A 24,286-nucleotide genomic window follows, 5' to 3' on the forward strand; every position below is an offset into this window, starting at 1 on the left:
AGGCTCGCTGCGGTTGGCGCCCTGAAGGGGTCCGGGGGACTTCGCGGGTGGCCGGCCACGAACCGCAGCCGACAGGATCTCGACCTCGCCAAAGGCTCCGCTCACTCGCCGTCCCACCGATCCCGCAGTACCCGTTCGGCACCATGAACAAATACTGCCGGTGGTCGTGCTTCACTTCAGGCAAGAGACATGCGACCTATTGAGGCTCGGACCGGTAATCAAGAGCAGCAACATCCGCATGCTGCCTGCGCAGATACCGCCGGCCCAGGACCCCGTACCAGATCATGACGGGCATGTGGAGCGCATACCCGGGCTGTTCCAGTGCCCCCGTAGGTCCGTCGGTCCAGGTCGTCCACGGAAGCACGACCGCGGCCAGGCCCATAAGTGCGGCGATCATGCCGGTGACACGAAGCCCGGCGGGCATCGGGATACCCACTGCACTGGCGGCGGTGGCAGCGACCCACAGTTCGCCTCACCGGACGTCAGCCCGACCGGGCAGGAGACCCCAGTCCCGCCGATCCCGCAGTATCCGTTCGGGTTCTTGAACAAGTACTGCTGGTGGTAGCGCTTCGCTTCAAGCGATAGATGTGCGACCTAATGAGGCCTAGACCGGTACTCCGCCCACAGGTCGACAGCCTCTTGAAGATCAAGAGCAGCAACGTCCTCGCGGGCCATCCCGGCCGTGTAAATCAACCGGTCCGCCAGCCAATCCGGCACCGGTTCTCTAGGGGGTGCTTCCTCAATCCGAAGATGATCGGCTAGCGTGCCGAGACGCTCGATCACCTGGCCGAGCTGGACAAGCTCAGGACGGGCAGCACCCGCCTCGCGAACCCTCGCTGTCGCCTCCGCGTACACTTCCGCGTCGGCACGCTCACCGACAGCCCACACCTCGCAGATCTCCACCGACTTGTCCTCGGTGATCCGGTAGACGACACGCCAGGTGTTACGGCCGACCACCAGCTTCCGAAAACCGGTCAGTTCCCCACCGAGCGGGTAACCGGCCTCAGGATTATCCAGCAGGAGAAGGATCTTCTTGAGTACCTTGGGCACCGCATCTGGGCCAATGCGTCGGAGGTCGTCGACCGCCGGCGCCGTAAAGACGACGTCGGACACGACTCACTCATCGTCCGGGATGGCGGCCAGCGACTCGCGGGTTTGCCCGAAAGCGGCAAGCACGTCATCGAGCGAGACCCGCTCCCCCGTGTCCGTGACCGACCGAGCGAGCACAAGCGCAAGATCACGCAGATCAGCCGCTGCCTCCTCCAACTCCTTGAGTCGGCGAATGCTCACCACGGCCGCCACCGGCTGATGTCTGCGGGTGACCACCAGGTCGGTCCCCTGCTCCGCATCAGCCACCAGGCGGGCCACTCCTCGCTGGGCCGCTTCTGTGACGCTCAGCTCAGTAGCGTCGCGCAGAACAGTCATACATGAACTGTATATCTTTCTGCACAGAACCGTGATCCTTGGATCCACATGAGACTCACGCCTCTCCGGAGGTCAGGCCCACCGGACAGGCCACACCAGTTCCACCGATGCCGCAGTACCCGTTCGGCACTTTAAAAAGATATCGCTGGTGGTAGCACCCGGCCTCGCGCACCAATAGCCGTCTACTCCGTGTCCTTAGGGTGTCGAGGTGATGCGTAGATCACCCAGACGGTACGGGTGTCGTCATCAATGACGTAGCGCACGCGTCCGCCGCTGGTGACCTCGAACTCCCACTGCTCCAAGTCCTTGCCGTTGTGACGATGGGTCGCGAGGTCGCCACGTAGACGATGTTGCCGATCATGACCCGCGCCCATGCGAGGATCAAGCCGCAGGATCTCGAAGCATCGACGTGTATTGGCCAAGGCGTGGCGGCACAGCTCTTCCCAACCCCGGACAGCCTCGCTGGTACCGAACCGAACATCCCATTCGTCATCAGGGGGCGGCACCGTCACCCGGTCTCCGCGCTTCGGGCTCATGCGGAGACCTGCACCGGCCCGAAATCACCGCTCGTGGCCTTACGAGCCTCGGCGTAGTGAGCAGGATCCGCCTTGATCCTGGCAGTGGCCCGCCAGCCCGCTATGACCTCTTGGGTAGTGGCATCGACATCTAGCTCGGCCGCATCGGAGAGCGCCTCAACCAATTCCAGCGTGAAGGCACGCAGCTCAGTCGGAGACAGATGGCGAACCCAAGGGAAGACCTCTGGCATGGCAATGACCAGGGCGCGCACTGTGGGATCATGCTTGATCAACGCAAGGAGCAGACGGGACGCGGTGGCCAGCGTCCGTTCGCGCTCTTCTTCGCGATCCGCTGCGGTCAGGTAGAAGTCTGGAGCGTCTCGGTGCGTGACACGCACCCGTCCAAGGCGTGCCGCACGCTCGGCGACAGCTCGCGGATTTCTCGACAGATCAGAGAAGGTCACTGCGTCGGCATGACTAGAGCTCACTCCTGTAGCCTATATCAGAACACAATCTGATGTGAGCCGTCGCACCTGATACTTCGATCGCCTGCAGGACCTTCCGGCGATCCATAGGGTGAAGGACCGCCGGAAGATGGCATCAGGCGCAGAGCATGTCACCCTGCAGCGAGACGCCTGTAGCCCATGATCAGGGTTCACACGCAGATATCAACAACGGACCTATCCCGCCGAGATTCACCAGGAGAGGCGCGACCTTCTCCTCGGGGAGCCGGTCCACCAAGTGAGGAAGTTCCTCGCGCATCACGCTCATGGCACTCAGCGTATAGACAAGGCGCCCCCGCAGCCGGGACACCTTATCCCCGGTTCTAAGGAGCGCCGGCATCCCCGCCGGCTCACGCCTCCCCGGATGTCAGTCCGACCGGGCAGCAGACCCCGGTGCCGCCGATCCCGCAGTCCCCATCGGGCACTTTGTGCAGGTACTGCCGATTGCAAGACTTAACTCTATGAAACAGTTCATGTGAGGAGGGTTACATGGGCAATGTCAGTCAACGTGGGGGTAGGCACGTTCTAGGTAGTCGTTGATCTGCCGCCATTGCGTGGGATGGATGTCCAGCGATTGAAGGTCGCCCGGGGCCACCCAGCGGACATCGCTGGCCTCGTCGTTGGCCCCCGGCCGACCGCCGACCGGGCGGGCGATCAGCATCACCTCGTACTCCTGCCGGATCTCGCCGTCGGTGTAGGCCACGATGTGGCCGGGGTCGGAGTAGATGCCCAGGATGCCCACCGGCTCCACACGAACGCCGGTCTCCTCCTCGGTCTCCCGCACCGCGCACTGTGACGGCGTCTCCCCGATCTCCATCTTGCCCATGGGCAGCGCCCACTGACCGGTGTCGCGTCGGCACTGCATCAGGATGCGCCCCTCGTCGTCCACCGTGACCGTGCCGCAGGCGGGTACCAGGCTGTTCGCCTTCGGTGCGTCCGGGTCGTTCCAGTACTCGACTCGTCCCATGAGCTGCCTTTCAGATCTCCGCACCGGACCACGGCACTGCCCCGGCCCAGACGCGCTCGAACGATGACATGTAGTGGTCCGCAATCGCCCCGCCGTCCAGGCGGCGGAAGTGGAAGGTCGGGTTGGCCGACGCCGGTTCACCGTACGCGTGCGGGTTGACCAGGACGTCATCGTCGTAGCGGAACAGTGAGGCGTAGAGCGTGGTGGAATGTAGCCGCATCTCGCAACCGTCGAGATCGGGCAGTGCCCGGTAGTACGTCAGGGAAGATCGGACCTTGGCCGTCAGAGTGCCACCAAGTCCCTCCTCACGGTCGCGTGTCAGGACGGCCTGAGCGTTCGGGTCGCCGAAGCACAGTCTGATCGAGACACCGCGTTGCGCTGTCTCAGTCAGCAACCGTGCGATCTTGGGCTGCGTCTGGGCGTAGAACGTCCCCGAAAAGACGAGCACGTCAACCTTCTCCTGGGCATCGCTGAGGAGCCGGAGCCACAGCTCACGGGGAACGCTGGCACGATCCGAGAAGACCTCCACCAGTTCCGACCGGTTCGCCCGGCCCCGACGTTCCTGACTGCTTTCCAGCACGTCAGGCCACAGGTACGTCTCATCAGCGGTCAGCAGCTTCGCCGCCGCCCATCGATGTCGGCGGTGCGGGACCCGACCCGTATTGATCCAGCGTTCCACCGTCTTGGGCTCGACGCCGCATGTCCTGGCCAGGTCCTCCAGTGCCACGCCATGCCGGAGCATCGCTGTGCGTAGGCGCTCGTTCACAGTTCTCAGTGGACTCGAACGTCCCCGGACGTTTCAAGACCCTCAAGGGACGTTTCTTGGTGGCTCAACACGTCCTGACGACGGTCTTCGGCGAAGTTCAAAGGTCCTGCCCGCCTGGCTTCACTTGGACTCACTGGTTCCGCCGTCGCAGGGAGGTAGGTGGATGAACCCACAGCGCACGTTGGCCGGCCCCGAGCCCGTCGCGTCGCTCGAAGCGGCCGAGCAGTTGCGGCAGGAGTTAAGCCACCTGGGTATCGCCAGCGACGTACACGGCGGTTATGGGCTCGCCCTGGTCTCGGTGTGGGTCGGGCTCGTGGTCTGGTGCCGCCATGACGGGTTCTGGTGGCGTACGGGCTGGGACGCGGACCGGAAGCGCGCCGTCTACGCCCGGCACCCGCTCCATGAGCCTGAGCGATCAGCACGCCGCGTCGCCTATCGCTATGCGGAAGTACGCAGGTCGTATCCACCCCCGGCACTGATCGACGGAGCCCAGCAGTGTCCCTGACCTTGGACCATGCACTCACCAGCTTTCCTGGATGGCAGATCACCGACATGGCCGGGGGCTGGATAGCCATCAGGTCGAACCTCGTGCCCAAGAACAGCGGTCTCTCCAACGTGCGCTGCGGAGTGACCTTGGAAGAGCTGACCGCGAATCTCCGCGCCGAGATGAGGCTGCAGAAGCCAGGAACACCTGCGGTACGCAAGTAACTCGATGGCAACCCGACCCGGAGCACAGGGCCTCCAGGCGCGACACCGGAAGCGGGTCGGCAGTCTCTTAAACGCATATCGTCGCGGGGCCGCCCACCCGCGTGCGGTGGCGGGCGCGAACGGCCCCCAGGCCGCACGCGCAAGCCCGCCAGACCGCTGAGCGGGCGGGCCCGCAACGAGCGAAGCGAGCCCTTGAAAACCCTGTAGAGAAAGTTGTCGCCGTGATTACCGGCCGTGCCCGTCTGGTGCCGTGCTTTCGAGTACCAGGTCGGCCATACGTAGCAGGCGATCGACGTAGGCGCGTCCTTCGACGGTGCGAATCCGCCGCCTGATCGCGCGAACATCGTGAACGCTGCGGCTGAGCCGGCTTCGCCGATGCGAGCTGATAGGGCCACCTTGCTGCTTGACATACGAATCCACGATCCCTGCGACGCACATGTCCGCCACCACAAGGTCTCCGAACAGGTCCCCATCTTGGAGACTGGGGAACGGAACCTTGCGGTGCTCAGCCCACAGGACCTCGACCTCGCCAAAGGCTCCGCTCACTCGCCGTCCCACCGATCCCGCGGTACCCGTTCGGCACCATGAACAAATACTGGCGGCCTCATACAGGGACCACCTGCACTGCCTTCCCGCACAGTTTGCTCATGTCGTCCTCGTCAGACGTCAGAACGATGGCAGGGCGCACTGAGCGCAGTGCGGTGGCCGCGACCACAGCGTCGATGGCGTACTTGTGACCGTGCAGGCGGGCGTCTCGAAGAAGCTCGATCGCTCGCGACGAGATGTCCTCAGTCACCGGCTCGATCTTCAGCCGGGACAGATACCACCTGAGACGATCGCTTTTGACGCGGACGTCTTGTGCCTCGATCGGCGTCATGGCGCTGACCACAACCCGAAAGTCGTTGTCCTGCGCCTCCCGCACAAACGCTGTCACCCGCTGGCCGGCCTCGCACCACTTCACGAGCCCCCCGCAATCGAGGACGACGGTGCCCGCGCTCAACCGGCTTCGGGCGCGCGCCATCCATCCTCCTCCTGGAGTTCGGGCGCGGACTTGACGCGGCGGAACAACTCCGCCGCCTCATCACGCAAAGACTGTGGGATCGGCCCAGAAGCGGCCTCGTTCGCCTGCAGGGCCTCCTCCAAGAGATCCCGCTCGATCTGGCGCTCCACAGCGGCATCAACGTAGGCGGAAAACCCGCGGGCCCCGACTCGCTCTCGGACAGCGCGAATGTTGCCCGTTCTCAGAGACACGCTGACCTTGGCGGCCGGGCCGTCTCCCGGGGCGTAATCTCGCTCTGGCATGCTCATAGGATCAGTTTACTACTTCAAGTAGCAAAATGCCGGTCCTCGCTCTGCGCAAGGACCGGCCGCTACGTATGCCTACGCGTCGCCAGACGTCAGCCCGACTGGGCAGGAGACCCCGGTACCACCGATGCCGCAGTACCCATTAGGCACTTTGTACAGATATTGCTGGTGATACTCCTCCGCGAAGAAGAACGGCCCCGCCGGAGCCAACTCCGTGGTGATCTCGCCGTAGCCTGCGGCCTTCAGGACCTCCTGGTACGCGTCCCGCGACGCCTCCGCCGCCTTCTGCTGCTCCGGGGAGTGCCAGTAGATCGCCGAGCGGTACTGGGTGCCGGCGTCGTTGCCCTGGCGCATGCCCTGTGTCGGGTCGTGGGCCTCCCAGAAGACGCGTAGCAGCTCCTCGTACGACACCTTCGACGGGTCGTACACCACCCGGACCGCCTCGGTGTGTCCGGTGAGGCCGCTGCAGACCTCCTCGTACGTCGGGTTGGGCGTGTAGCCGCCCTGGTAGCCGACCGCGGTCGTGACGACCCCTGGGGTCTGCCAGAATTTGCGCTCGGCGCCCCAGAAGCAGCCCATGCCGAAGTCGGCGATCTCCGTGCCCGGGGGGTACGGCGGGGCCAGGGGCGCGTCCAGGACCGCGTGTCGCGCCGGGACCGGCATCTCCGCGGAACGCCCGGTCAGAGCGTCCTCGGGACGGACCATCGATGTCTTGTTGCCGCCGAACAGCCAACCCATCGTGCCACCTCCTACAAGCTACGATACAGAAGCCGCAACGTTTAGAGGTCCTACATAATTCCATGCAGCATCGCGCATTTGTGTTTAAAGGTGGTAATGCCCGAAAATGGGCTACATGCCTGACCTGAGGCGCGGCGTGCTGTTCGGGGCTGCCGCCTACACGATGTGGGGATTGTTCCCCCTGTACTGGCCGTTGCTCAAGCCGTCCGGAGCCATCGAGATCCTCGCCCACCGCATGGCCTGGTCGCTGGTCGCCGTCCTCGCGGTGCTGGCCGTGCGGCGCCACTGGTCCTGGGCGAGAGGGCTGCTCAAGGAGCCCAGGAAGCTCGGGCTGCTGACGCTGGCGGCCGTGATCGTCACCGTCAACTGGGGCGTGTACATCTACGCCGTCAACTCCGATCACGTGGTCGAGAGCTCCCTGGGGTATTTCATCAACCCGTTGATCAGCGTGCTGTTCGGGGTCGTGCTGCTCAAGGAGCGGTTGCGGCCGCTGCAGTGGGTGGCGGTGGGCTTCGGGACGCTGGCCGTGCTGGTGCTGACCATCGACTACGGCCGGCCGCCGTGGATCGCGATGGCGCTGGCCGTCAGCTTCGGGGTGTATGGACTGGTGAAGAAGCAGGCGAATGTGGGCGCGGCCGAGAGTCTCACCGTCGAGACCCTGGTGCTGCTCGCCCCCGCGCTGGCCTACATCCTCTTTCTCGGGCAGAGCGGGCAGTCCACGTTCGGGAGTGAGGGTCTCGGTCATGCGCTGCTCTTGGCCGGCGCAGGGGTGATCACGGCGGTGCCGCTGCTGTGCTTCACCGCCGCCGCGATCAGGGTGCCGCTCAGCACGATCGGCCTGCTTCAGTACATCGCGCCGGTCCTGCAGTTCCTGTGCGGGGTGCTGGTCGCGAAGGAGACCATGCCGGCCAGCCGCTGGATCGGGTTCTCGATCGTGTGGCTGGCCTTGGCCATCTTCACCTACGACAGCATCCGTACGGCCCACGCCGCCCGAATCAGGAAATCACCCAGAACGCTCAGCAACGTAATCACATAGCGCCAAAAATGCGTTCTTGGCGGGGATGTCTGGGAGGCCGGAAATGTCGGTACGAGCCCGGTCCACCCAGGCATCCAGCTCCGCCCGTGCCTGCCTCATCGCCGGGTGCGCCCGCAGCAGCGTCAGAGCCTCTTCCAGGTCCGACTCCGCCACCGGCCCGGACAGCAGCTCGGCCAGCCGCGACGACGGCGCCGAGGCCAGCGCGTAGAGCACCGGCAGCGTACGGATGCCCTCCCGCAGATCGGTCCCCGGCGTCTTGCCCGACTCCGTCGAGGTGGAGGCGACGTCGAGTAGATCGTCCCCGAGCTGCCAGGCCACCCCGATCGCCTCACAGGCCCGGCTGAGCCGCTCCTCGACATCGGTGGGCGCCCCCGACAGCAGCGCCCCGAACCGGCCGGAGGCCGCGATCAGGGACCCGGTCTTGTCCGCCAGCACGCTGATGTAGTGCGCCACCGGGTCCTCGTCGCCGCGCGGTCCGACGGTCTCCCGGATCTGACCCTGTACGAGGCGGGAGAAGGTCTGGGCCTGGATGCGGATGAGATCCGGCCCGAGGTCCGCCAGGAGGTCGGACGCCTGGGCGAACAGGTAGTCGCCGGTGAGGATGGCCACGGTGTTGTCCCACCGGGCGTTGGCCGACGGGGAGCCCCGGCGTACCGGAGCCTCGTCCATGACGTCGTCGTGGTAGAGCGACCCGAGATGGGTCAGCTCGATGACCACGGCGCCGGGCACGACGCCCGGCGCCGACGGATCCCCGAACTGGGCCGCGAGCAGCAGCATCAGCGTGCGGAAGCGCTTGCCGCCCGCCTCGATGAGGTGCTTGGACGCCTCCGTGACGAAGGCGTCCTCACTCTCCACCGACGAGCGCAGCAGCTTCTCGACCGCGGCCAGTCCGTTGGCCACGTCCTGCGCCAACCGTTCGTCCTCAATGGGAAGGTCAACCACGGGAGGCGCGGACATACAGATCCCCTATCTGATGAACAGGCCGGATGCAGCCTGGTTGGCGAGGTCGAGCATGGGCTGCGGGAAGAGCCCCACTCCTACCGTAACCAGCAGCGAGATCGCGATGACGGCCACGGTCCCGGTACTGGGCACCGCGATCGAGGGGCCGTCGGCAGCCGGTTCGCTGAAGAACATCAGGACGATGACGCGCACGTAGAAGAACGCGGCGATCGCGGAGGCGATGACGCCCACCACGACCAGCCCGGTCATCCAGCCCCCGAGCGAGTCACCTGCCTCGGAGCCGCTGGCCAGCGCGGCGGCGAACACGGCGTACTTGCCGAAGAAGCCGCTCGTCAGCGGGATGCCGGCGAAGGCCAGCAGGAAGAACGCGAAGATCCCGGCCAGGATCGGCGCGCGCTTGCCCAGCCCGGCCCAGCGTGACAGGTGCCCCGCCTCGCCGCCGGGGTCGCGGACCATCGTGACCACCGCGAACGCGCCGACCGTGGCGAGGCTGTAGACCAGCAGGTAGAACAGGATCGCCGACAGCGACTTGGAGTTCTGTGCGGTCTTGTCGAACGTGGCCATGACGCCGATCAGCAGGAAGCCCGCGTGCGCGATCGAGGAGTAGGCCAGCATCCGCTTGATGTCGGTCTGCGTGATCGCCAGGATCGCGCCGACCACCATCGTCAGGGCCGCGACGGCCCACATGACCGGCCGCCAGTCCCAGTCCATGTTGCCCAGCGCCACCCAGAACACCCGCAACAGCGCGCCCACGGCCGCGACCAGCGTGCCGGAGGCCATGAGCGCGGTGATGGGCGTGGGAGCACCCTGGTAGACGTCCGGCTTCCAGGCCTGGAACGGCGCCGCGCCGATCTTGAACAGCAGGCCGACACCGAGCAGCGACAGCCCGAGCAGCAGGATCGGGTCGAGCAGCGAGCCGGTGGCCAGGGCCTTGTTGATACCGGTGAACGACACGGTCCCGGCGTAGCCGTAGATCATGGCCGTGCCGTACAGGAAGAACGCCGAGGAGAACGCGCCCAGCAGGAAGTACTTCATCGACGCCTCCTGCGACAGCAGGCGGCGTCGGCGGGCCAGGCCGCACAGCAGGTACAGCGGCAGCGACATGACCTCGAGGCCGACGAACATGGTCAGCAGATCATGAGAGGCCGGGAAGAGCAGCATGCCGCCGACCGCGAACAGCACCAGCGGGTAGACCTCGGTGTGCGAGCCACCGGCGGCCTCGGCCTCCTCCTCGTCGGCACTGCCGGGCACGGCCGCCGCCGAGGCGACGAAGTGACCCTCGTCGTTGATCATCAGCACGCAGACGAACGACAGGACGAGGATGACGCCCCAGATGAACAGCGAGGGCCCGTCGACCGCGACCGCGCCCATGGCGACCGGCGCCGTCGGCACGGCGCCCTTGACCACCTGCAGGATGACCAGCGCGAACGCGCCGGCCAGCGACAGCAGGGTGAGGGGCACGTGGATCGACTTACGCAGGTAGCGCGGCGCGAACGCCTCTACGAGCACGCCGACGACGGCCGCGCCGAAGACCAGCAGCATCGGCGCCAGCGTGCCGTATTCGATGGTCGGCGCCACGACAGCGTCGTTCACTGGCCGGCCCCCTTCTCAGCGATAGCCGGGTTGTCCACTTTCACGTTGACCAGCGTCTGGGTGACCGTGGGGTTGATCACGTCGAGCAGCGGCTTGGGGAAGAAGCCGAAGCCGATGATCAGCGCGACGAGCGGCGCGAGCACGACGATCTCGCGCACGTTCAGGTCCTTGAACGCCTTGACCGACTCGGCGGTCGGCCCGTTCATCGTCCGCTGCACCATCCACAGGATGTAGACGGCGGCCAGGATCACGGCGAGCGCGGAGACGATCGCCGCGACCGCGAGCGCACCGGACCCGAAGGCGGTGCTGGTGTAGGTGCCGATCATCACCATGAACTCGCTGACGAAAGACGACAGTCCCGGCAGCGACAGCCCGGCCAGACCGGCGATCAGGAAGAAGCCGGCCAGCAGCGGGGTGACCTTCTGCACGCCTCCGTAGTCGGCGATGTGCGGCGAGCCGCGCCGGGCGATGAGGAACCCGGCGGCCAGGAACAGCGCGCCGGTGGCGAAGCCGTGGTTGACCATGTAGAGCGCGGCTCCGGACTGCGACACCTGCGACATGGCGAACACGCCCATCACGATGAAGCCGAAGTGCGAGATCGACGTGTAGGCGATGAGCCGCTTCATGTCGGTCTGCCCGATGGCCACGATCGCGCCGTAGATGATGCTGATGACCGCGAGCACCACGATCGGCATCGTGAACGCCTTGGCCGCGTCGGGGAACAGCTCCAGGCAGAACCGGAGCATCCCGAACGTACCCACCTTGTCGAGCACGCCCACGAGCAGCACGGCGGCACCGGCCGGAGCCTGCGCGGCCGCGTCGGGCAGCCAGGTGTGCACCGGCCAGAGCGGCGCCTTGATCGCGAAAGCGATGAAGAACCCGGCGAACAGCCACTTCTGCGTCGCGGGGTCCTGGATGGCGCCGACGAGCTCGGGGAACATGAAGGTGTTCTTGCCCGCGACCACGTACAGCGCGATGACCGCGACCAGCATGAGCAGGCCGCCGAACAGCGAGTACAGCAGGAACTTGACGGCCGCGTACGACCGCTGCGCGCCACCGTACGACCCGATCATGAAGTACATCGGGATCAGCATGGCTTCGAAGAAGACGTAGAACAGGAAGATGTCGGTCGCCGCGAAGACGCCGATCATCATCGCTTCCAGCACCAGCAGCAGCGAGAAGTACGTCTTGACCGACCGCTTCGGGGTGATCAGTGTGCCGTCGGCACTCTGTGTGCCGTCGGCGTCGTGCCAGGAGGCGAGGATCACGATCGGCACCAGCACCGCCGACAGCGCGATCAGGACGAGCGCGATGCCGTCGACGCCGACCCCGAACTTCACGCCGAAGCTCGGGATCCAGTCGTAGACCGCCTGGAACTGGAACCTGGGGCCGCCCGTCTTGAACTGGACCGCCACCACGAGCGTCAGCACCAGCACGACCAGGGACACCAGCAGCGTGACCTGCTTGGCCAGCTTGTCACTGCCCTTGGGGAGCAGAGCCACCACGATGGCGCCCAGGACGGGCACCGCCATGAGTATCGGGAGCCAGGGTGACATCAGATGTTCCCAACGAGGAGCAGGGCGCCTGCCAGGAGGGCAGCACCGAACAGGATGGACAGCGCGTAGGTTCTGGCGAAGCCCGTCTGGATCCGCCTGAGACGCCCCGAGGTCCCGCCGATGCCCGCCGCCAGGCCGTTGACCAGCCCGTCGACGCCGCGGTTGTCGAAGTACACCGCGAAGCGGGTCAGCCACTGGCCGGGACGCATGAACAGGGACTCGTTGAGCGCGTCGCCGAAAAGGTCGCGGCGGGCGAACGTGGTGAGGAACGAGCCGCGCGGCGCCACGGCGGGCACCTCGGCCCGGCCGTACCTGACCCAGGCGAAGCCCGCCCCGACGGCGACCAGCGCCAGCGTGGCGAGACCGGCCGTGCTGAACGGGTCGAACTCCGGCCTCTCCGACAGCGGGGGCGCACCGACCGCCGGCGCCAGGAAGTCCATCAGCCGGTTGCTGAGGATCAGGTAGCCACCCAGGAAGACCGCGCCGATCGACAGGAGGATCAGCGGCCACGTCATGACCGCGGGCGACTCGTGCGGGTGCGCGTCCTTCTCCCACCGCTTCTCGCCGAAGAAGGTCATGAAGACCATCCGCGACATGTAGAAGCCGGTGATGCCCGCACCCAGCACGGCCAGCCAGCCGAGGATCGGCTGGTGGTGGACCGCGGTCTCGATAATGCCGTCCTTCGTGAAATATCCGGACAGCAGGGGGAACCCGATGATCGCCAGGTAGCCGACGAAGAACGTCACGAAGGTAAGCGGCATGAACTTACGCAGCCCGCCGTACTTCCGCATGTCCACTTCGTCGTTCATGGCATGCATGACAGAACCGGCGCCAAGGAACATGTCGGCCTTGAAGAAGCCGTGCGTGATCAAGTGCCCGATCGCGAAGGCGTAACCCACCGGGCCAAGGCCCGCGCCGAGCATCATGTAGCCGATCTGCGACATCGTCGAGCCGGCCAGGCCCTTCTTGATGTCGTCCTTCGCGCAACCGATGATGGCACCGGCCAGCAGCGTGGCCGCGCCGACGATCGAGACGGCCAGCGCCTGCGCCGAGTCCGGCGGGAAGAAGAACGCGCCGGAGCGGACCACCAGGTAGACCCCGGCGGTGACCATGGTTGCGGCGTGGATGAGGGCGGAGACCGGGGTCGGGCCCTCCATCGCGTCGAGCAACCACGACTGCAGCGGAAGCTGTGCCGACTTGCCGCACGCGCCGAGGAGCAGCAGCAGGCCGATCGCGGTGATCGCGCCGCCGGACGGCGGGCTCTTGGCGATCTGCGCGCCCAGGTCGCTGAAGGTCAGCGTGTGGAACGTGGCCAGGATGATGAACATCCCGACCAGCAGCCCGAAGTCACCGACCCGGTTGACGATGAACGCCTTCTTGGCCGCCACCGCCGCCGAGGGCTTGAACTGCCAGAACCCGATGAGCAGGTACGACGCCAGGCCCACGCCCTCCCAGCCGATGAACAGCCCCACGTAGTTGTGGGCCAGCACCAGCAGGAGCATCGCGGCGACGAAGAGGTTCAGATAGGAGAAGAACCGGCGCCGCTCGGGGTCGTGCGCCATGTAGCCGATCGAGTAGATGTGGATCAGCGATCCGACACCCGTGATCAGCAGCGCGAAGCTGATCGACAGCGGGTCGATCAGCAACCCCATGTCGACCATGCCGGGAATGAACTCGTACAGACGTACGGCCTGGCGGCGCTGATCAGCCGGCAGACCGATGAGCTCCAGGAAGGTCAGCACCGCCACGACGAACGAGGCGAGGGACATGGCCACGCCCAGCAGATGGCCCCACCGGTTCGTCATGCGTCCGAGGATCAGCAGGATCGCCGCACCCAGCAACGGGAAGGCGATCATCAGCCAAGAGGCCCCGATCATGCCGCCGGCGGTGTGCTGGACGATCTCAGCAGGAGATTCCACCAGTCACCTCTTAGTACTTCAGCAGGTTGGCGTCGTCTACCGACGCGGACCTGCGGGTTCGGAAGATCGTCACAATGATGGCCAGGCCGACCACAACCTCGGCCGCGGCCACCACCATCACGAAGAACGCGATGATCTGGCCCTCGAGGTTGCCGTTCTGCCGGGCGAAGGCGACGAAAGCGAGGTTGCACGCGTTGAGCATGAGCTCGACGCACATGAACACCACGATCGCGTTGCGCCGGATGAGCACGCCCATCGCGCCGATGGCGAACAGCAGGCCCGACAGGACGAGGTAATGGGTGGTCACTTGGACTCCTCCTCAACCGACTCAGCCGACTCAGCCGACTCGACGGCGGCCCTGTGCTTGATGGCCTCGGCGAGCTTCGGGTCCTCAGGGAGATGACCCTGCTCGACGTCGTACCGCGCGATGTAGCGGTTGACCGAGCCCTCCGCGACCGAGCCGTCGGGCAGCAGCGCCGGCATGTCGATGGCGTTGTTCCTGGCGTAGGTGCCGGGTCCGGGCAGCGGCGACGGGCGGCCGCCGAGGAACCGGGCGCGGGCCAGGTCCTTCTGCGTCGGCCGTACGGTCAGGCGCTCGCGGTGTGCCAGCACCATCGCGCCGAGCGCGGCGGTGATCAGCAGCGCCGAGGTGATCTCGAAGGCGAAGACGTACTTCGTGAACAGCAGCAGCGCCAGCGCGCGGATGTAGCCGGCCTGCCCGATGGCCGAGGCCAGCCCCGCCTCCTTGGCGAAGACCGCGTTGCCGATGGCCAGGATGACCAGCGCGGCGAACCCGACGGCGGCGAGCGCGGCCCAGACGCGCTGGCCCTTCAGCGTCTCCACGAGCGAGTCGGACGAGTCGACGCCGACCAGCATGAGCACGAACAGGAAGAGCATCATGACGGCGCCGGTGTAGACGATGATCTGCACCGCGGCCAGGAAGGGCGCGTCCTGCACGGCGTACAGGACCGCGAGGCAGAGCATCACGGTGCCGAGCATCAGCGCCGAGTAGACGGCCTTCCGGTTGAACACCATGCCGAGCGCCGCGCCGACGGATACGACGGCGAGCACCCAGAACGTAATGGTCTCACCCATTGGTCCGTCCCAGCCGGTAGTAGTCCTCTTCGGTCTCCCCGAGCCGCATGGGATGCGGAGGCTGCTCCATCCCCTGGGTCAGAGGCGCGAGCAGCATCTCCTTGGTGAAGATGAGGCTCTCGCGGTTGGTGTCGGCCAGCTCGTACTCGTTGGTCATCGTGAGGGCCCGGGTCGGGCACGCCTCGATGCACAGGCCGCAGAGAATGCACCGCAGATAGTTGATCTGGTAGGTGCGGCCGTAACGTTCACCCGGCGAGAAGCGCTCCGCGTCGGTGTTGTCGGCGCCTTCCACGTAGATGGCGTCGGCCGGGCACGCCCACGCGCACAGCTCGCAGCCGACGCACTTCTCCAGCCCGTCGGGCCAGCGGTTGAGCTGGTGCCGCCCGTGGAAGCGAGGCGCTGTAGGCCTCTTCTCCTCCGGGTAGTTGACCGTGACAGGCTTCTTGAACATGGTGTGGAAGGTGACCCCGAAGCCTTTGACGGGGTTCAGCCAATCAGTTAGTCCCACTGGGAATCTCCTTGTGCTGCACCCCGTGGTAGTGCGGCAGGTCGAGCGGCGGCACAGGGAAGCCACCGGCCGTTGGCTCGTCGGACAGCTCCTCGAACTCCGCCTCGACCTCCGCCTTCCTAGCTTCCTTGCGGCGCTGGTTCACGGTGTCGAACCGGGCCCAGATGCCGAGCGCACCGACGATGACGATCACCGCGACCACCATGACGGGTGCCAGGCTGCCCTGGAAGCCGGCTTCGCCGTTCTTGACGTACATGACGGTCCGGATCGTGGCGACCAGCATGATCCACGCCAGGTTGACCGGGATGAGGACCTTCCACCCCAGCGACATGAGCTGGTCGTAGCGGACGCGCGGCAGCGAGGCCCGCACCCACACCACGAAGCAGAAGACCAGCACGAACTTGACGAAGAACCAGAGCAGCGGCCACCAGCCCTCGTTCGCCCCGGCCCAGAAGAACGTGATCGGGAACGGCGCCCGCCACCCGCCGAGGAACAGCGTGATGGCCATCGCCGAGGCGACGAACGTGTGCAGGTATTCGCCCATCATGATCAGCGCGAACTTCAGCGACGAGGAGTACTCGGTCTGGAAGCCGCCGACCAGCTCGCCCTCGCCCTCGGGCAGGTCGAACGGGATACGGGCGGCCTCACCGAAAGCGCAGAACACGTAGATCAGGAACGACGGCAGCAGCAGGACGACGTACCAGGAGGGCATCGACATGCCCCACAGCTCGCCGCCGGACGCCTGCGACTTGACGATCTCCGACGTCGACAGCGTCCCCGCGAACAGGAACACGCCGACGAACGACAGACCCATCGCGATCTCGTACGAGACCACCTGCGCCGCCGACCTCAGCCCGCCCAGCAGCGCGTACGGCGAGCGCGACGACCAGCCGGCCAGCACCACGCCGTAGACCGAGATCGCGCCCATGGCCAGCATGAACAGCACGGCCACCGGCAGGTCGACCAACTGCAACGGCGTCCGCACGCCGAACAGGTTGACCATCGGCCCGAACGGGGTGATCGAGAAGGCCAGGAAGGCCGGGATCACCATGATGACCGGGGCCATCAGGTAGAGCACCTTGTCGACGGTCCGCGGGAAGAGGTCTTCCTTCAGGCCCATCTTGATGCCGTCGGCCACCGACTGGAGCAGGCCGAACTTGCCGGCCCGGTTGGGGCCGATGCGGTTCTGCATCCTGGAGATCAGCTTCCGTTCGAACCAGACGCCGAACAGGATGCAGAGCATCAGGAAGGCGAACAGCATCACGGCTTTGATGATCGTGATCCAGAGCGGATCCTTGCCGAAGTCGGCAAGGGTCGGATCAGTCGCGAGAACAGGGATCATGAGGCGCTCCCGATCGTGACGATGTCGCCGGTCGACGCGCCGAGATCGCGCGTGACCGAGCAGCCGCCGGAGTTCGCCGGCACCCAGACCACCCGGTCCGGAAGGTCGGCGACGCGTACCGGCAGCGTGACAGCGTTGGGTCCTTGGCCGCCGACGACCAGCTTGTCGCCGTCGACGACGCCGATCTCCGCCGCCGTGCCCTCCGAGACCAGCGCTTCCGCGGCATGGGCGGTGCCCGCGAGGTACGGCTCGCCGTCCTGCAGGCGGCCTTCGTCGAGCAGCAGGTGCCAGGTCGCCAGCACCGCCTCGCCCGTCCGCGGCGCGGGCTGCGAGCGGGTGGCGGTGTTGGGTGCGGCGACGCGGGTGCCGCGCCAGGCGCCGATCGCGCTCAGCTCGCGCCGGGCGGCCGCGGCGTCGGGCAGGCCCAGGTGGACGTCCATCCGGTCGGCCAGGCTGCCGATCACGGCCAGGTCGCTCTGCAGGCCGGGCACCCGGAGCGGGGCCTCGAACGAGCGGCCCCTGCCCTCCCAGTTGACGAACGTGCCGCCCTTCTCCTGCACCGCGGCGACCGGCAGGACCACGTCGGCCCGGTCGGTGACCGCGCTGGCGCGGATCTCCAGGCTGACGATGAACGGGGTGTTCTCCAGCGCGGCCAGCGCGGCGCCCGGGTCGGCCAGGTCGTAGGGGTCGACACCGGCCACGACCAGCGCGTCCAGCTCCCCCTCCAGGGCCGCGAGCAGCATGCCCGTGGTGTCACGTCCTGGCGCGTCGGGCAGTGCGCCCACGTTCCACGCCCTGGCGATCTCCGCCCTGGCGCTCTCGTCGCCGACCGGGCGGCCGATGGGCAGCAGGTTGGGCAGCGCACCGGCCTCGACCGCGCCCCGCTCGCCGGCCCTGCGCGGGATCCAGGCGAGCTTGGCGCCCGAGGCGGCGCTGAGCCGTACCAGTGCGGACAGCGCGCCGGGGACCGCGGCGAGCCGCTCGCCGGCGAGCACGATCGTGCCCTCGGCGAGCGAGCCGACCAGGTCGCCGATCGCGTCGGCCTCCGCGCCCGGCGCGGTGCGGATGAGCGTGCCGCCCATCTTGGCCAGGCCGTTGGTGGCGAACGGGGCGATCGAGGTGACCTTGAGCCCTCGCTTCATCCACGCCTTGCGCAGGCGCAGGAAGACGATCGGCGACTCGTCCTCGGGCTCGAACCCGACGAGCAGCACGGCAGGGGCGTTCTCGAGGTCACTGTAGGAGACCTCGATGCCCTTGCCGGCCACCGCGTGCGCCAGGAACTGCGTCTCCTCGGCGGAGTGCGGCCTGGCGCGGAAGTCGATGTCGTTGCTGCCGAGGGCGAGCCGGGCGAACTTGGCGTACGCGTAGGCGTCCTCGACCGTCACCCGGCCGCCGACCAGCACACCGGCCTTGCCGCGCGCGGCGGCCAGGCCCTGGGCCGCGACGGCGAGCGCCTCCGGCCACGAGGTGGGCTCGAGCACGCCCTCCTCGTTGCGGACCAGCGGCAGCTTCAGGCGATCGGGCTCCGTGGCGTAGGAGAACGCCCAGCGGCCCTTGTCGCAGTTCCACTCCTCGTTGACCTGCGGGTCGTTGCCCGCCAGGCGGCGGGTGACCCGGCCGCGCCGGTGGTCGGTGCGCAGGCTGCAGCCGGACGCGCAGTGCTCGCACGCGCTCGGCGTGGAGACCAGGTCGAACGGCCTGGCCCGGAACCGGTAGGCGGCGCCGGTCAGCGCGCCGACCGGGCAGATCTGCACCGTGTTGCCGGAGAAGTAGGAGTCGAACGGCTTGCCGTCGGCGACGCCCACCTGCTCCTTGGCCCCGCGCTCGAAGAAGTCGATGAACGGGTCGCCGGCGATCTGGTCGGAGAAGCGGATGCAGCGCGCGCACTGGACGCAGCGCTCGCGGTCGAGCAGCACCTGGGTGGACAGCGGCAGCGGCTTGGGGAAGGTCCGCTTCTGCTCCTGGAACCTGGACTCGCCCTGTCCGTTGGACATCGCCTGGTTCTGCAGGGGGCACTCGCCGCCCTTGTCGCAGACCGGGCAGTCGAGCGGGTGGTTCATGAGCAGCAGCTCCATGGCCCCGCGCTGCGCCTTCTCGGCGACCGGCGAGGTGAGCTGGGTCTGCACCACCATGCCCTCGGCGACGTCGATCGCGCAGGACGGCTGCGGCTTGGGGAAGCCGCGGCCGTTGCCGGCGTCGGGGATGTCGACCAGGCACTGGCGGCAGTTGGCCGCCGGGTCGAGCAGCGGGTGGTCGCAGAAGCGCGGGATCTGGATGCCCAGGAGTTCGGCCGCCCTGATGATCAGGGTGCCCTTCGGGACGCTGACCTGGAACCCGTCGATGGTGAGGGTCACCAGGTTGGTCTCTACGGCGGTTGTGGTCACTGGTCACCCCAGAGAGTGGACTTCTTCGCGTCGAACGGGCAGCCGCCGACCTCGAAGTGCTTGAGGTACTCGTCGCGGAAGTACTTCACCGAGGAGTGGATCGGGCTCGTCGCGCCGTCACCGAGCGCGCAGAACGAGCGGCCCAGGATGTTGTCCGCGATGTCGGTGATCGTGGACAGGTCCTCCTCGGTGCCCTGGCCCTTCTCCAGGCGCTTGAGCACCTGCTTGAGCCAGTAGGTGCCCTCGCGGCACGGCGTGCACTTGCCGCACGACTCGTGGGCGTAGAACTCCGTCCAGCGCAGCACCGTACGGACCACGCAGGTCGTCTCGTCGAAGATCTGCAGCGCCCGGGTGCCGAGCATGGAGCCCTTGGCGCCGACGGACTCGAAGTCCAGCGGCACGTCCAGGTGCTCATTGGTGAAGATCGGCGTGGACGAACCGCCCGGGGTCCAGAACTTGATCTCGTGCCCCTCGCGGATCCCGCCCGCCATGTCGAGCAGCTCGCGCAGCGTGATGCCGAGCGGTGCCTCGTACTGGCCGGGCCTGGTCACGTGGCCGCTCAGCGAGAAGATGCCGAAGCCCTTGGACTTCTCGGTGCCCATCCCGGCGAACCAGTCGGCCCCGTTGGTCACGATTGAGGGAACACTGGCCACAGACTCCACGTTGTTCACAACAGTAGGCGAGGCATAAAGGCCCGCCACGGCCGGGAACGGGGGCTTGAGCCGCGGTTGACCTCTGAAGCCTTCGAGCGAGTCGAGCAGTGCCGTCTCCTCGCCGCAGATGTACGCCCCCGCGCCGCTGTGCACGACGAGTTCGAGGTCGTAGCCGGAGCCGAGGATGTCGGTGCCGAGGTAGCCCTTCTCGTACGCCTCGCGCACGGCCGCGTGCAGCCGGCGGATCACGTGCAGCACCTCGCCCCGCACGTAGATGAAGGCGTGGTTGGCCCGGATCGCGTACGCGGTGATGATGACGCCCTCGACCAGCGAGTGCGGGTTGGCCATCATCAGCGGGATGTCCTTGCAGGTGCCCGGCTCCGACTCGTCGGCGTTGACGACGAGGTAGTGCGGCTTGCCGTCACCCTGCGGGATGAAGCCCCACTTCATGCCGGTCGGGAAGCCCGCGCCGCCGCGGCCGCGCAGTCCCGAGTCCTTGACGGCCTGGATGACCGCGTCGGGGTCCATCCCCAGCGCCTTCTTGGCCGCCTCATACTCGCCGTAACCGGCGAGGGTGAAGGAGTTGGCCTGGTCCCAGTTCGCGGTCAGGACCGGGGTGAGAGTCGTGCTCATGCCTCTGGGGCCTTCCATCCGTTGGCCTTGGCGACCTTGAGGCCCTCCAGCGAGGGGCCCGCCGCCGACGGGCCGTCGCCCGCCAGGTCGTCGGGCAGGCCCGCGAGCACTCGCGAGGCCTCCTTGAAGGTACAGAGCTTCTTCGGCCCCCTGGTCGGCCGTACGTCCTTGCCGTCACGCAGGTCGTCGACGAGCTGCTTGGCCGTCTCGGGCGTCTGGTTGTCGAAGAACTCCCAGTTGACCATCATGACCGGGGCGAAGTCGCAGGCCGCGTTGCACTCGAGGCGTTCGAGCGAGACCTTGCCGTCGCCGGTCGTCTCCTCGTGGCCGATGCCGACGTGCTCCGACAGCTCTTCCCAGATCTGGTCGCCGCCCATGACGGCGCACAGCGCGTTGATGCAGACGCCGACGTGGTAGTCGCCGGCGGGCTTGCGCTTGTACATGGTGTAGAACGTCGAGACTCCGACGACCTCGGCCTTGCTGAGGCCCAGCATCTCCGCGCAGAACTCCTGGCCGTTGTCGGAGACGTGACCGTCTTCGGACTGCACCAGGTGGAGCAGCGGCAGCAGCGCCGACCGCGTCTTCGGGTAGCGCCCGATGATCTCCTTGGCGTCTCGTTCGAGACGCTCTCGGACCTCCGGTGAATAAGTCACCGGTCCACACCTCCCATGACGGGGTCGATAGATGCCACCGCGGCGATGACGTCGGCGACCTGGCCGCCCTCCGCCATCGCGGGGAAGCCCTGCAGGTTGCAGAAGGACGGCTCGCGGAAGTGAACGCGGTAAGGGCGGGTGCCGCCGTCGCTCACCACGTGCGCGCCGAGCTCGCCCTTGGGCGACTCGATCGACGCGTACGCCTGTCCGGCCGGCACCCGGAATCCCTCGGTCACCAGCTTGAAGTGGTGAATGAGGGCCTCCATGGAGCTGCCCATGATGTGCGCGATGTGGTCGGGCGAGTTGCCGAAGCCGTCCGGGCCCAGCGCGAGCTGCGCGGGCCAGCCGATCTTCTTGTCCTCGATCATCACGGGGTCGCCCTTGAGCGGCCCGGCGATGCGGTCGAGAGCCTGCTCGACGATCTTGAGCGACTCCTCCATCTCCCGCATCCGGACCAGGTAGCGGGAGAACACGTCGCAGCCGCGCTCGGTCGCCACCTCGAACTCGTAGGTCTCGTAACCGCAGTAGGGCTGCGACTTGCGCAGGTCCCACGGCAGGCCCGCGGAGCGCAGGATCGGCCCGGTGATGCCCAGGGCCATGCAGCCGGTCAGGTCGAGGTAGCCCACGTCCTTGGTACGGCGCAGGTAGACGGGGTTCTCGTCGAGCAGCTTGCGGATGTCCTTGATCCGCTGTGGCATGATCTTGAGGAACTCGCCGATCTTGTCGACCGCACCCGCGGGCAGGTCCACGCTCACGCCGCCGGGGCGGACGTAGGCGTGGTTCATGCGCAGCCCGGTGATGTACTCGAACAGGTCCATGATCAGCTCGCGGTCGCGGTAGCCGAACAGGAACGGCGTGGTCGCGCCCAGCTCCATGCCGAACGTGCCCATCGCCACCAGGTGCGAGGAGATCCGGTTGAGCTCCATCATCATCACGCGGATGGCCTGGGCCCGATCGGGGATCCGGTCCTCGATGCCGAGCAGCTTCTCGACGCCCAGGCAGTAGGCGGTCTCGTTGAAGATCGGCGAGAGGTAGTCCATGCGCGTGACGAACGTGGTGCCCTGGGTCCAGGTCCGGAACTCCAGGTTCTTCTCGATGCCGGTGTGCAGGTAGCCGATGACGCTGCGCGCCTCGGTGACCGTCTCACCGTCGAGGGTCAGCACCAGCCGCAGCACGCCGTGCGTGGACGGGTGCTGCGGGCCCATGTTGATGACCAGCCGCTCGTCCTCGGAGTCGCGGACCCCGCTGACGACCTCGTCCCAGTCCGCGCCGGTGACCGAGTAGACCTTGCCCTCGGTCGCCTCGTCATATCCGGTGCTCACGAGTGAACCTCACTTCGTCGCTCAACGCTCAGCTCGATGCTCACGCGTACGACCTCCTCTGGTCGGGCGCGGGGATCGTGGCGCCGCGGTATTCGACCGGGATGCCGCCGAGCGGGTAGTCCTTGCGCTGCGGGTGGCCGTCCCAGTCGTCCGGCATCATGATGCGGGTCAGGCCGGGGTGGCCGTCGAAGATGATCCCGAAGAAGTCCCACGTCTCGCGCTCGTGCCAGTCGTGGCCCGGGTAGACGCCGACGGTCGAGGGGATGTGCGGGTCCTCGTCGGGGGCGCTCGCCTCGACGCGGACGCGCCGGTTGTGGGTGATCGAGCAGAGGTGGATGACCGCGTGCAGCTCCTCGCCCTTCAGGTGCGGGTAGTGCACACCGGAGACGCCGAGCGAGAGCTCGAAGCGCAGGGCGGGTTCGTCGCGGAGCTTCTGGCACACCTCGACGAGCCGCTCCCGCTTCACGTGCAGGGTCAGCTCGCCCCGGTCGACGACCACCCGGTCGATGGCGTCGTCCATGGCCAGCGTGTCGACCAGCTCGTCGAAGTAGCCGCCGTACGGGCGGGGCGTGGCGAGCTGGGGTGCCCGCCGTACGACGAGGCCGCCGTAACCGGAGGTGTCACCCGTGTCGGTCGTGCCGAACATGCCGCGCCGGGCGACGGGCGGCTCGGGAACCGCCGGAACCTCGGGGACCTCGGCGTTGGTCGGGACCTCGGGCAGGTTGTCGGGCGAGGTCACTTCGCGGCCCCCTGGTCGATCAGCGGCAGCGTACGCAGCGCCTGCAGTTCGAGCTCGTCGATCTGCTTGGCGCGGTGGGCGCCGAACTTCGTGTTCTGGATCTTGTCGTGCAGCTTCACGATCGCGTCGATCAGCATCTCCGGCCGCGGCGGACAGCCGGGCAGGTAGATGTCGACCGGGACGATGTGGTCCACGCCCTGCACGATGGCGTAGTTGTTGAACATGCCGCCGCTCGAGGCGCACACGCCCATCGAGATGACCCACTTGGGCTCGGCCATCTGGTCGTAGATCTGCCGCAGGACGGGAGCCATCTTCTGTGACACGCGTCCGGCGACGATCATCAGGTCGGCCTGGCGAGGAGACGCCGAAGCGCGCTCCATGCCGAAGCGCGCCAGGTCGTAGTGGGGGCCACCGGTGGCCATCAGCTCGATGGCGCAACAGGCGAGGCCGAACGTGGCCGGCCATACGGAGTTCTTGCGCGCCCAGCCCGCGGCCTGTTCGACCGTGCTGAGGATGAACCCGCTGGGGAGTTTCTCTTCAAGTCCCATTTCTAGTCCCAGTCCAGACCCTTGCGGCGCCACACGTACGCGTAGGCCACGAGCACGGTGACGATGAACAGCAGCATCTCGACAAGCGCGAACACCCCGAGGCCCGAGGAGAGCACGCTGCCCGCGTCGTTCTTCAGCGGCGCGAAGGAGACTGCCCAGGGGTAAAGGAAAATGATCTCGATGTCGAACACGATGAAGAGCATCGCGGTGATCATGTATTTGAGCGGGAACCGTCCGCCACCGACCGGCTGGGGCGTCGGCTCGATGCCGCATTCGTATGCGTCAAGCTTGGCGCGGTTCCAGCGCTTGGGACCGGTGAAGGGAGCGATGGCGACCGAGAAGATCGCGAAGCCCCCCGCGAGAACGGCGAGCACCAGGATGGGCACGTAAAGGTCCATCGCTACGCCTCCTCTGGAGT

The 24,286-nt window shown here is 67.0% G+C and carries 27 protein-coding genes and 2 pseudogenes; 3 read left to right on the plus strand and 26 right to left on the minus strand.

Features of this window, described 5'->3' with window-relative positions; genetic code table 11:
• Positions 1–393 precede the first annotated feature (393 nt).
• The 8 genes and pseudogenes from KLK06_RS60455 to KLK06_RS38735 all read right to left on the minus strand — a co-directional run.
• Positions 394–573, minus strand: a pseudogene (locus KLK06_RS60455) (hypothetical protein); the annotation flags it as partial.
• Between the two features lie 21 nt (positions 574–594).
• Positions 595–1,113, minus strand: a complete 519-nt coding sequence (locus tag KLK06_RS38710; protein WP_214640620.1) for a type II toxin-antitoxin system RelE/ParE family toxin — start codon at positions 1,111–1,113, stop codon at positions 595–597.
• Positions 1,114–1,116: 3 nt separating this feature from the next.
• A complete protein-coding gene (locus tag KLK06_RS38715) occupies positions 1,117–1,425 on the minus strand; it encodes a type II toxin-antitoxin system prevent-host-death family antitoxin (protein WP_214640621.1) in 309 nt (102 codons plus the stop codon).
• Positions 1,426–1,480: 55 nt separating this feature from the next.
• Positions 1,481–1,579 (minus strand): annotated as a pseudogene (locus KLK06_RS60460) (peptide-methionine (S)-S-oxide reductase); the annotation flags it as partial.
• A gap of 28 nt (positions 1,580–1,607) precedes the next feature.
• Positions 1,608–1,961 (minus strand): hypothetical protein, encoded by a 354-nt coding sequence (locus KLK06_RS38720; RefSeq protein WP_214640622.1) that lies wholly within the window; start codon positions 1,959–1,961, stop codon positions 1,608–1,610.
• Positions 1,958–2,404 carry a hypothetical protein gene (locus tag KLK06_RS38725; RefSeq protein ID WP_308168652.1) on the minus strand — a complete coding sequence of 149 codons (447 nt, stop codon included), beginning with the start codon at positions 2,402–2,404 and terminating at the stop codon, positions 1,958–1,960. The genes KLK06_RS38720 and KLK06_RS38725 overlap by 4 nt, the downstream gene beginning before the upstream one ends.
• A gap of 538 nt (positions 2,405–2,942) precedes the next feature.
• Positions 2,943–3,410, minus strand: a complete 468-nt coding sequence (locus KLK06_RS38730; protein ID WP_214640624.1) for an NUDIX hydrolase — start codon at positions 3,408–3,410, stop codon at positions 2,943–2,945.
• A gap of 10 nt (positions 3,411–3,420) precedes the next feature.
• Complete coding sequence (locus tag KLK06_RS38735) at positions 3,421–4,089, minus strand: XRE family transcriptional regulator (RefSeq protein ID WP_214640625.1); 669 nt, start codon at positions 4,087–4,089, stop codon at positions 3,421–3,423.
• A 250-nt stretch (positions 4,090–4,339) separates the two neighbouring features.
• Here KLK06_RS38735 and KLK06_RS38740 point away from each other — a divergent pair, with 250 nt between their 5' ends.
• Positions 4,340–4,681 (plus strand): hypothetical protein, encoded by a 342-nt coding sequence (locus KLK06_RS38740; RefSeq protein WP_214640626.1) that lies wholly within the window; start codon positions 4,340–4,342, stop codon positions 4,679–4,681.
• Positions 4,672–4,884, plus strand: coding sequence for a hypothetical protein (locus KLK06_RS38745; protein WP_214640627.1), 213 nt, complete (start codon positions 4,672–4,674; stop codon positions 4,882–4,884). Before KLK06_RS38740 ends, KLK06_RS38745 begins: the two co-directional genes overlap by 10 nt.
• Positions 4,885–5,488: 604 nt before the next feature.
• Here KLK06_RS38745 and KLK06_RS38750 read toward each other — a convergent pair.
• From KLK06_RS38750 to msrA, 3 genes are all read right to left on the minus strand, one after another.
• Complete coding sequence (locus KLK06_RS38750) at positions 5,489–5,905, minus strand: type II toxin-antitoxin system VapC family toxin (protein ID WP_214640628.1); 417 nt, start codon at positions 5,903–5,905, stop codon at positions 5,489–5,491.
• Positions 5,881–6,192 carry a hypothetical protein gene (locus tag KLK06_RS38755; protein ID WP_214640629.1) on the minus strand — a complete coding sequence of 104 codons (312 nt, stop codon included), beginning with the start codon at positions 6,190–6,192 and terminating at the stop codon, positions 5,881–5,883. The genes KLK06_RS38750 and KLK06_RS38755 overlap by 25 nt, the downstream gene beginning before the upstream one ends.
• A 72-nt stretch (positions 6,193–6,264) precedes the next feature.
• A complete protein-coding gene (gene msrA / locus KLK06_RS38760) occupies positions 6,265–6,927 on the minus strand; it encodes a peptide-methionine (S)-S-oxide reductase MsrA (RefSeq protein WP_214640630.1) in 663 nt (220 codons plus the stop codon).
• 115 nt (positions 6,928–7,042) lie between these two features.
• Here msrA and rarD point away from each other — a divergent pair, with 115 nt between their 5' ends.
• Positions 7,043–7,963 carry an EamA family transporter RarD gene (gene rarD, locus KLK06_RS38765; RefSeq protein ID WP_214640631.1) on the plus strand — a complete coding sequence of 307 codons (921 nt, stop codon included), beginning with the start codon at positions 7,043–7,045 and terminating at the stop codon, positions 7,961–7,963.
• On the opposite strand, the gene KLK06_RS38770 is transcribed toward rarD, so the two are convergent.
• The 15 genes from KLK06_RS38770 to KLK06_RS38840 are packed head-to-tail and all read right to left on the minus strand — an operon-like array spanning position 7,931 to position 24,266.
• On the minus strand, positions 7,931–8,920 hold the full coding sequence (locus KLK06_RS38770; protein WP_214640632.1) for a polyprenyl synthetase family protein: 990 nt from the start codon (positions 8,918–8,920) through the stop codon (positions 7,931–7,933). The genes rarD and KLK06_RS38770 overlap by 33 nt on opposite strands.
• 9 nt (positions 8,921–8,929) lie before the next feature.
• Positions 8,930–10,465 (minus strand): NADH-quinone oxidoreductase subunit NuoN, encoded by a 1,536-nt coding sequence (gene nuoN / locus KLK06_RS38775; RefSeq protein WP_250906700.1) that lies wholly within the window; start codon positions 10,463–10,465, stop codon positions 8,930–8,932.
• 47 nt (positions 10,466–10,512) lie between these two features.
• Positions 10,513–12,072 carry an NADH-quinone oxidoreductase subunit M gene (locus KLK06_RS38780; protein ID WP_214640634.1) on the minus strand — a complete coding sequence of 520 codons (1,560 nt, stop codon included), beginning with the start codon at positions 12,070–12,072 and terminating at the stop codon, positions 10,513–10,515.
• The gene (gene nuoL / locus KLK06_RS38785) at positions 12,072–13,949 is read right to left on the minus strand and encodes an NADH-quinone oxidoreductase subunit L (RefSeq protein WP_214640705.1); all 1,878 of its coding nucleotides are present in this window, start codon (positions 13,947–13,949) and stop codon (positions 12,072–12,074) included. Before nuoL ends, KLK06_RS38780 begins: the two co-directional genes overlap by 1 nt.
• A gap of 52 nt (positions 13,950–14,001) precedes the next feature.
• On the minus strand, positions 14,002–14,298 hold the full coding sequence (gene nuoK / locus KLK06_RS38790; protein ID WP_214640635.1) for an NADH-quinone oxidoreductase subunit NuoK: 297 nt from the start codon (positions 14,296–14,298) through the stop codon (positions 14,002–14,004).
• Positions 14,295–15,086 carry an NADH-quinone oxidoreductase subunit J gene (locus KLK06_RS38795; protein WP_214640636.1) on the minus strand — a complete coding sequence of 264 codons (792 nt, stop codon included), beginning with the start codon at positions 15,084–15,086 and terminating at the stop codon, positions 14,295–14,297. Before KLK06_RS38795 ends, nuoK begins: the two co-directional genes overlap by 4 nt.
• Entirely contained in the window at positions 15,079–15,594 is a 516-nt protein-coding gene (nuoI, locus tag KLK06_RS38800) for an NADH-quinone oxidoreductase subunit NuoI (protein ID WP_214640637.1), read from the minus strand. Before nuoI ends, KLK06_RS38795 begins: the two co-directional genes overlap by 8 nt.
• Complete coding sequence (gene nuoH / locus KLK06_RS38805; RefSeq protein ID WP_214640638.1) at positions 15,581–16,936, minus strand: NADH-quinone oxidoreductase subunit NuoH; 1,356 nt, start codon at positions 16,934–16,936, stop codon at positions 15,581–15,583. The genes nuoI and nuoH overlap by 14 nt, the downstream gene beginning before the upstream one ends.
• Entirely contained in the window at positions 16,933–19,320 is a 2,388-nt protein-coding gene (locus KLK06_RS38810; RefSeq protein ID WP_214640639.1) for an NADH-quinone oxidoreductase subunit G, read from the minus strand. The genes nuoH and KLK06_RS38810 overlap by 4 nt, the downstream gene beginning before the upstream one ends.
• Positions 19,317–20,606 (minus strand): NADH-quinone oxidoreductase subunit NuoF, encoded by a 1,290-nt coding sequence (nuoF, locus tag KLK06_RS38815; RefSeq protein ID WP_214640640.1) that lies wholly within the window; start codon positions 20,604–20,606, stop codon positions 19,317–19,319. Before nuoF ends, KLK06_RS38810 begins: the two co-directional genes overlap by 4 nt.
• Positions 20,603–21,259 carry an NADH-quinone oxidoreductase subunit NuoE gene (gene nuoE / locus KLK06_RS38820; RefSeq protein ID WP_214640641.1) on the minus strand — a complete coding sequence of 219 codons (657 nt, stop codon included), beginning with the start codon at positions 21,257–21,259 and terminating at the stop codon, positions 20,603–20,605. The genes nuoF and nuoE overlap by 4 nt, the downstream gene beginning before the upstream one ends.
• Entirely contained in the window at positions 21,256–22,581 is a 1,326-nt protein-coding gene (locus KLK06_RS38825) for an NADH-quinone oxidoreductase subunit D (protein WP_214640642.1), read from the minus strand. Before KLK06_RS38825 ends, nuoE begins: the two co-directional genes overlap by 4 nt.
• Positions 22,582–22,621: 40 nt before the next feature.
• Positions 22,622–23,320: an NADH-quinone oxidoreductase subunit C gene (locus KLK06_RS38830; protein WP_214640643.1), complete on the minus strand. Its 699-nt coding sequence runs from the start codon at positions 23,318–23,320 to the stop codon at positions 22,622–22,624.
• Positions 23,317–23,868, minus strand: coding sequence for an NADH-quinone oxidoreductase subunit B family protein (locus KLK06_RS38835; RefSeq protein ID WP_214640644.1), 552 nt, complete (start codon positions 23,866–23,868; stop codon positions 23,317–23,319). The genes KLK06_RS38830 and KLK06_RS38835 overlap by 4 nt, the downstream gene beginning before the upstream one ends.
• Before the next feature lie 2 nt (positions 23,869–23,870).
• On the minus strand, positions 23,871–24,266 hold the full coding sequence (locus KLK06_RS38840; RefSeq protein ID WP_214640645.1) for an NADH-quinone oxidoreductase subunit A: 396 nt from the start codon (positions 24,264–24,266) through the stop codon (positions 23,871–23,873).
• Positions 24,267–24,286 lie beyond the last annotated feature (20 nt).

The organism is Nonomuraea sp. NEAU-A123 (assembly GCF_018603905.1).
GTDB lineage: Bacteria > Actinomycetota > Actinomycetes > Streptosporangiales > Streptosporangiaceae > Nonomuraea.

Excerpts from the sequence above, each read along its gene's own strand:
- KLK06_RS38715 (WP_214640621.1), bottom strand. The coding sequence starts at position 1,425 with ATGACTGTTCTGCGCGACGCTACTGAGCTGAGCGTCACAGAAGCGGCC.
- KLK06_RS38720 (WP_214640622.1), bottom strand. The coding sequence starts at position 1,961 with ATGAGCCCGAAGCGCGGAGACCGGGTGACGGTGCCGCCCCCTGATGAC.
- KLK06_RS38730 (WP_214640624.1), bottom strand. The coding sequence starts at position 3,410 with ATGGGACGAGTCGAGTACTGGAACGACCCGGACGCACCGAAGGCGAAC.
- KLK06_RS38740 (WP_214640626.1), top strand. The coding sequence starts at position 4,340 with ATGAACCCACAGCGCACGTTGGCCGGCCCCGAGCCCGTCGCGTCGCTC.
- KLK06_RS38750 (WP_214640628.1), bottom strand. The coding sequence starts at position 5,905 with ATGGCGCGCGCCCGAAGCCGGTTGAGCGCGGGCACCGTCGTCCTCGAT.
- KLK06_RS38755 (WP_214640629.1), bottom strand. The coding sequence starts at position 6,192 with ATGAGCATGCCAGAGCGAGATTACGCCCCGGGAGACGGCCCGGCCGCC.
- msrA (WP_214640630.1), bottom strand. The coding sequence starts at position 6,927 with ATGGGTTGGCTGTTCGGCGGCAACAAGACATCGATGGTCCGTCCCGAG.
- rarD (WP_214640631.1), top strand. The coding sequence starts at position 7,043 with ATGCCTGACCTGAGGCGCGGCGTGCTGTTCGGGGCTGCCGCCTACACG.
- KLK06_RS38770 (WP_214640632.1), bottom strand. The coding sequence starts at position 8,920 with ATGTCCGCGCCTCCCGTGGTTGACCTTCCCATTGAGGACGAACGGTTG.
- nuoN (WP_250906700.1), bottom strand. The coding sequence starts at position 10,465 with ATGCTGCTGGTCTTCGGCGCGGCCGTCGTCGGCGTGCTCGTAGAGGCG.
- KLK06_RS38780 (WP_214640634.1), bottom strand. The coding sequence starts at position 12,072 with ATGTCACCCTGGCTCCCGATACTCATGGCGGTGCCCGTCCTGGGCGCC.
- nuoL (WP_214640705.1), bottom strand. The coding sequence starts at position 13,949 with ATGATCGGGGCCTCTTGGCTGATGATCGCCTTCCCGTTGCTGGGTGCG.
- KLK06_RS38795 (WP_214640636.1), bottom strand. The coding sequence starts at position 15,086 with ATGGGTGAGACCATTACGTTCTGGGTGCTCGCCGTCGTATCCGTCGGC.
- nuoH (WP_214640638.1), bottom strand. The coding sequence starts at position 16,936 with ATGATCCCTGTTCTCGCGACTGATCCGACCCTTGCCGACTTCGGCAAG.
- nuoF (WP_214640640.1), bottom strand. The coding sequence starts at position 20,606 with ATGAGCACGACTCTCACCCCGGTCCTGACCGCGAACTGGGACCAGGCC.
- KLK06_RS38835 (WP_214640644.1), bottom strand. The coding sequence starts at position 23,868 with ATGGGACTTGAAGAGAAACTCCCCAGCGGGTTCATCCTCAGCACGGTC.
- KLK06_RS38840 (WP_214640645.1), bottom strand. The coding sequence starts at position 24,266 with ATGGACCTTTACGTGCCCATCCTGGTGCTCGCCGTTCTCGCGGGGGGC.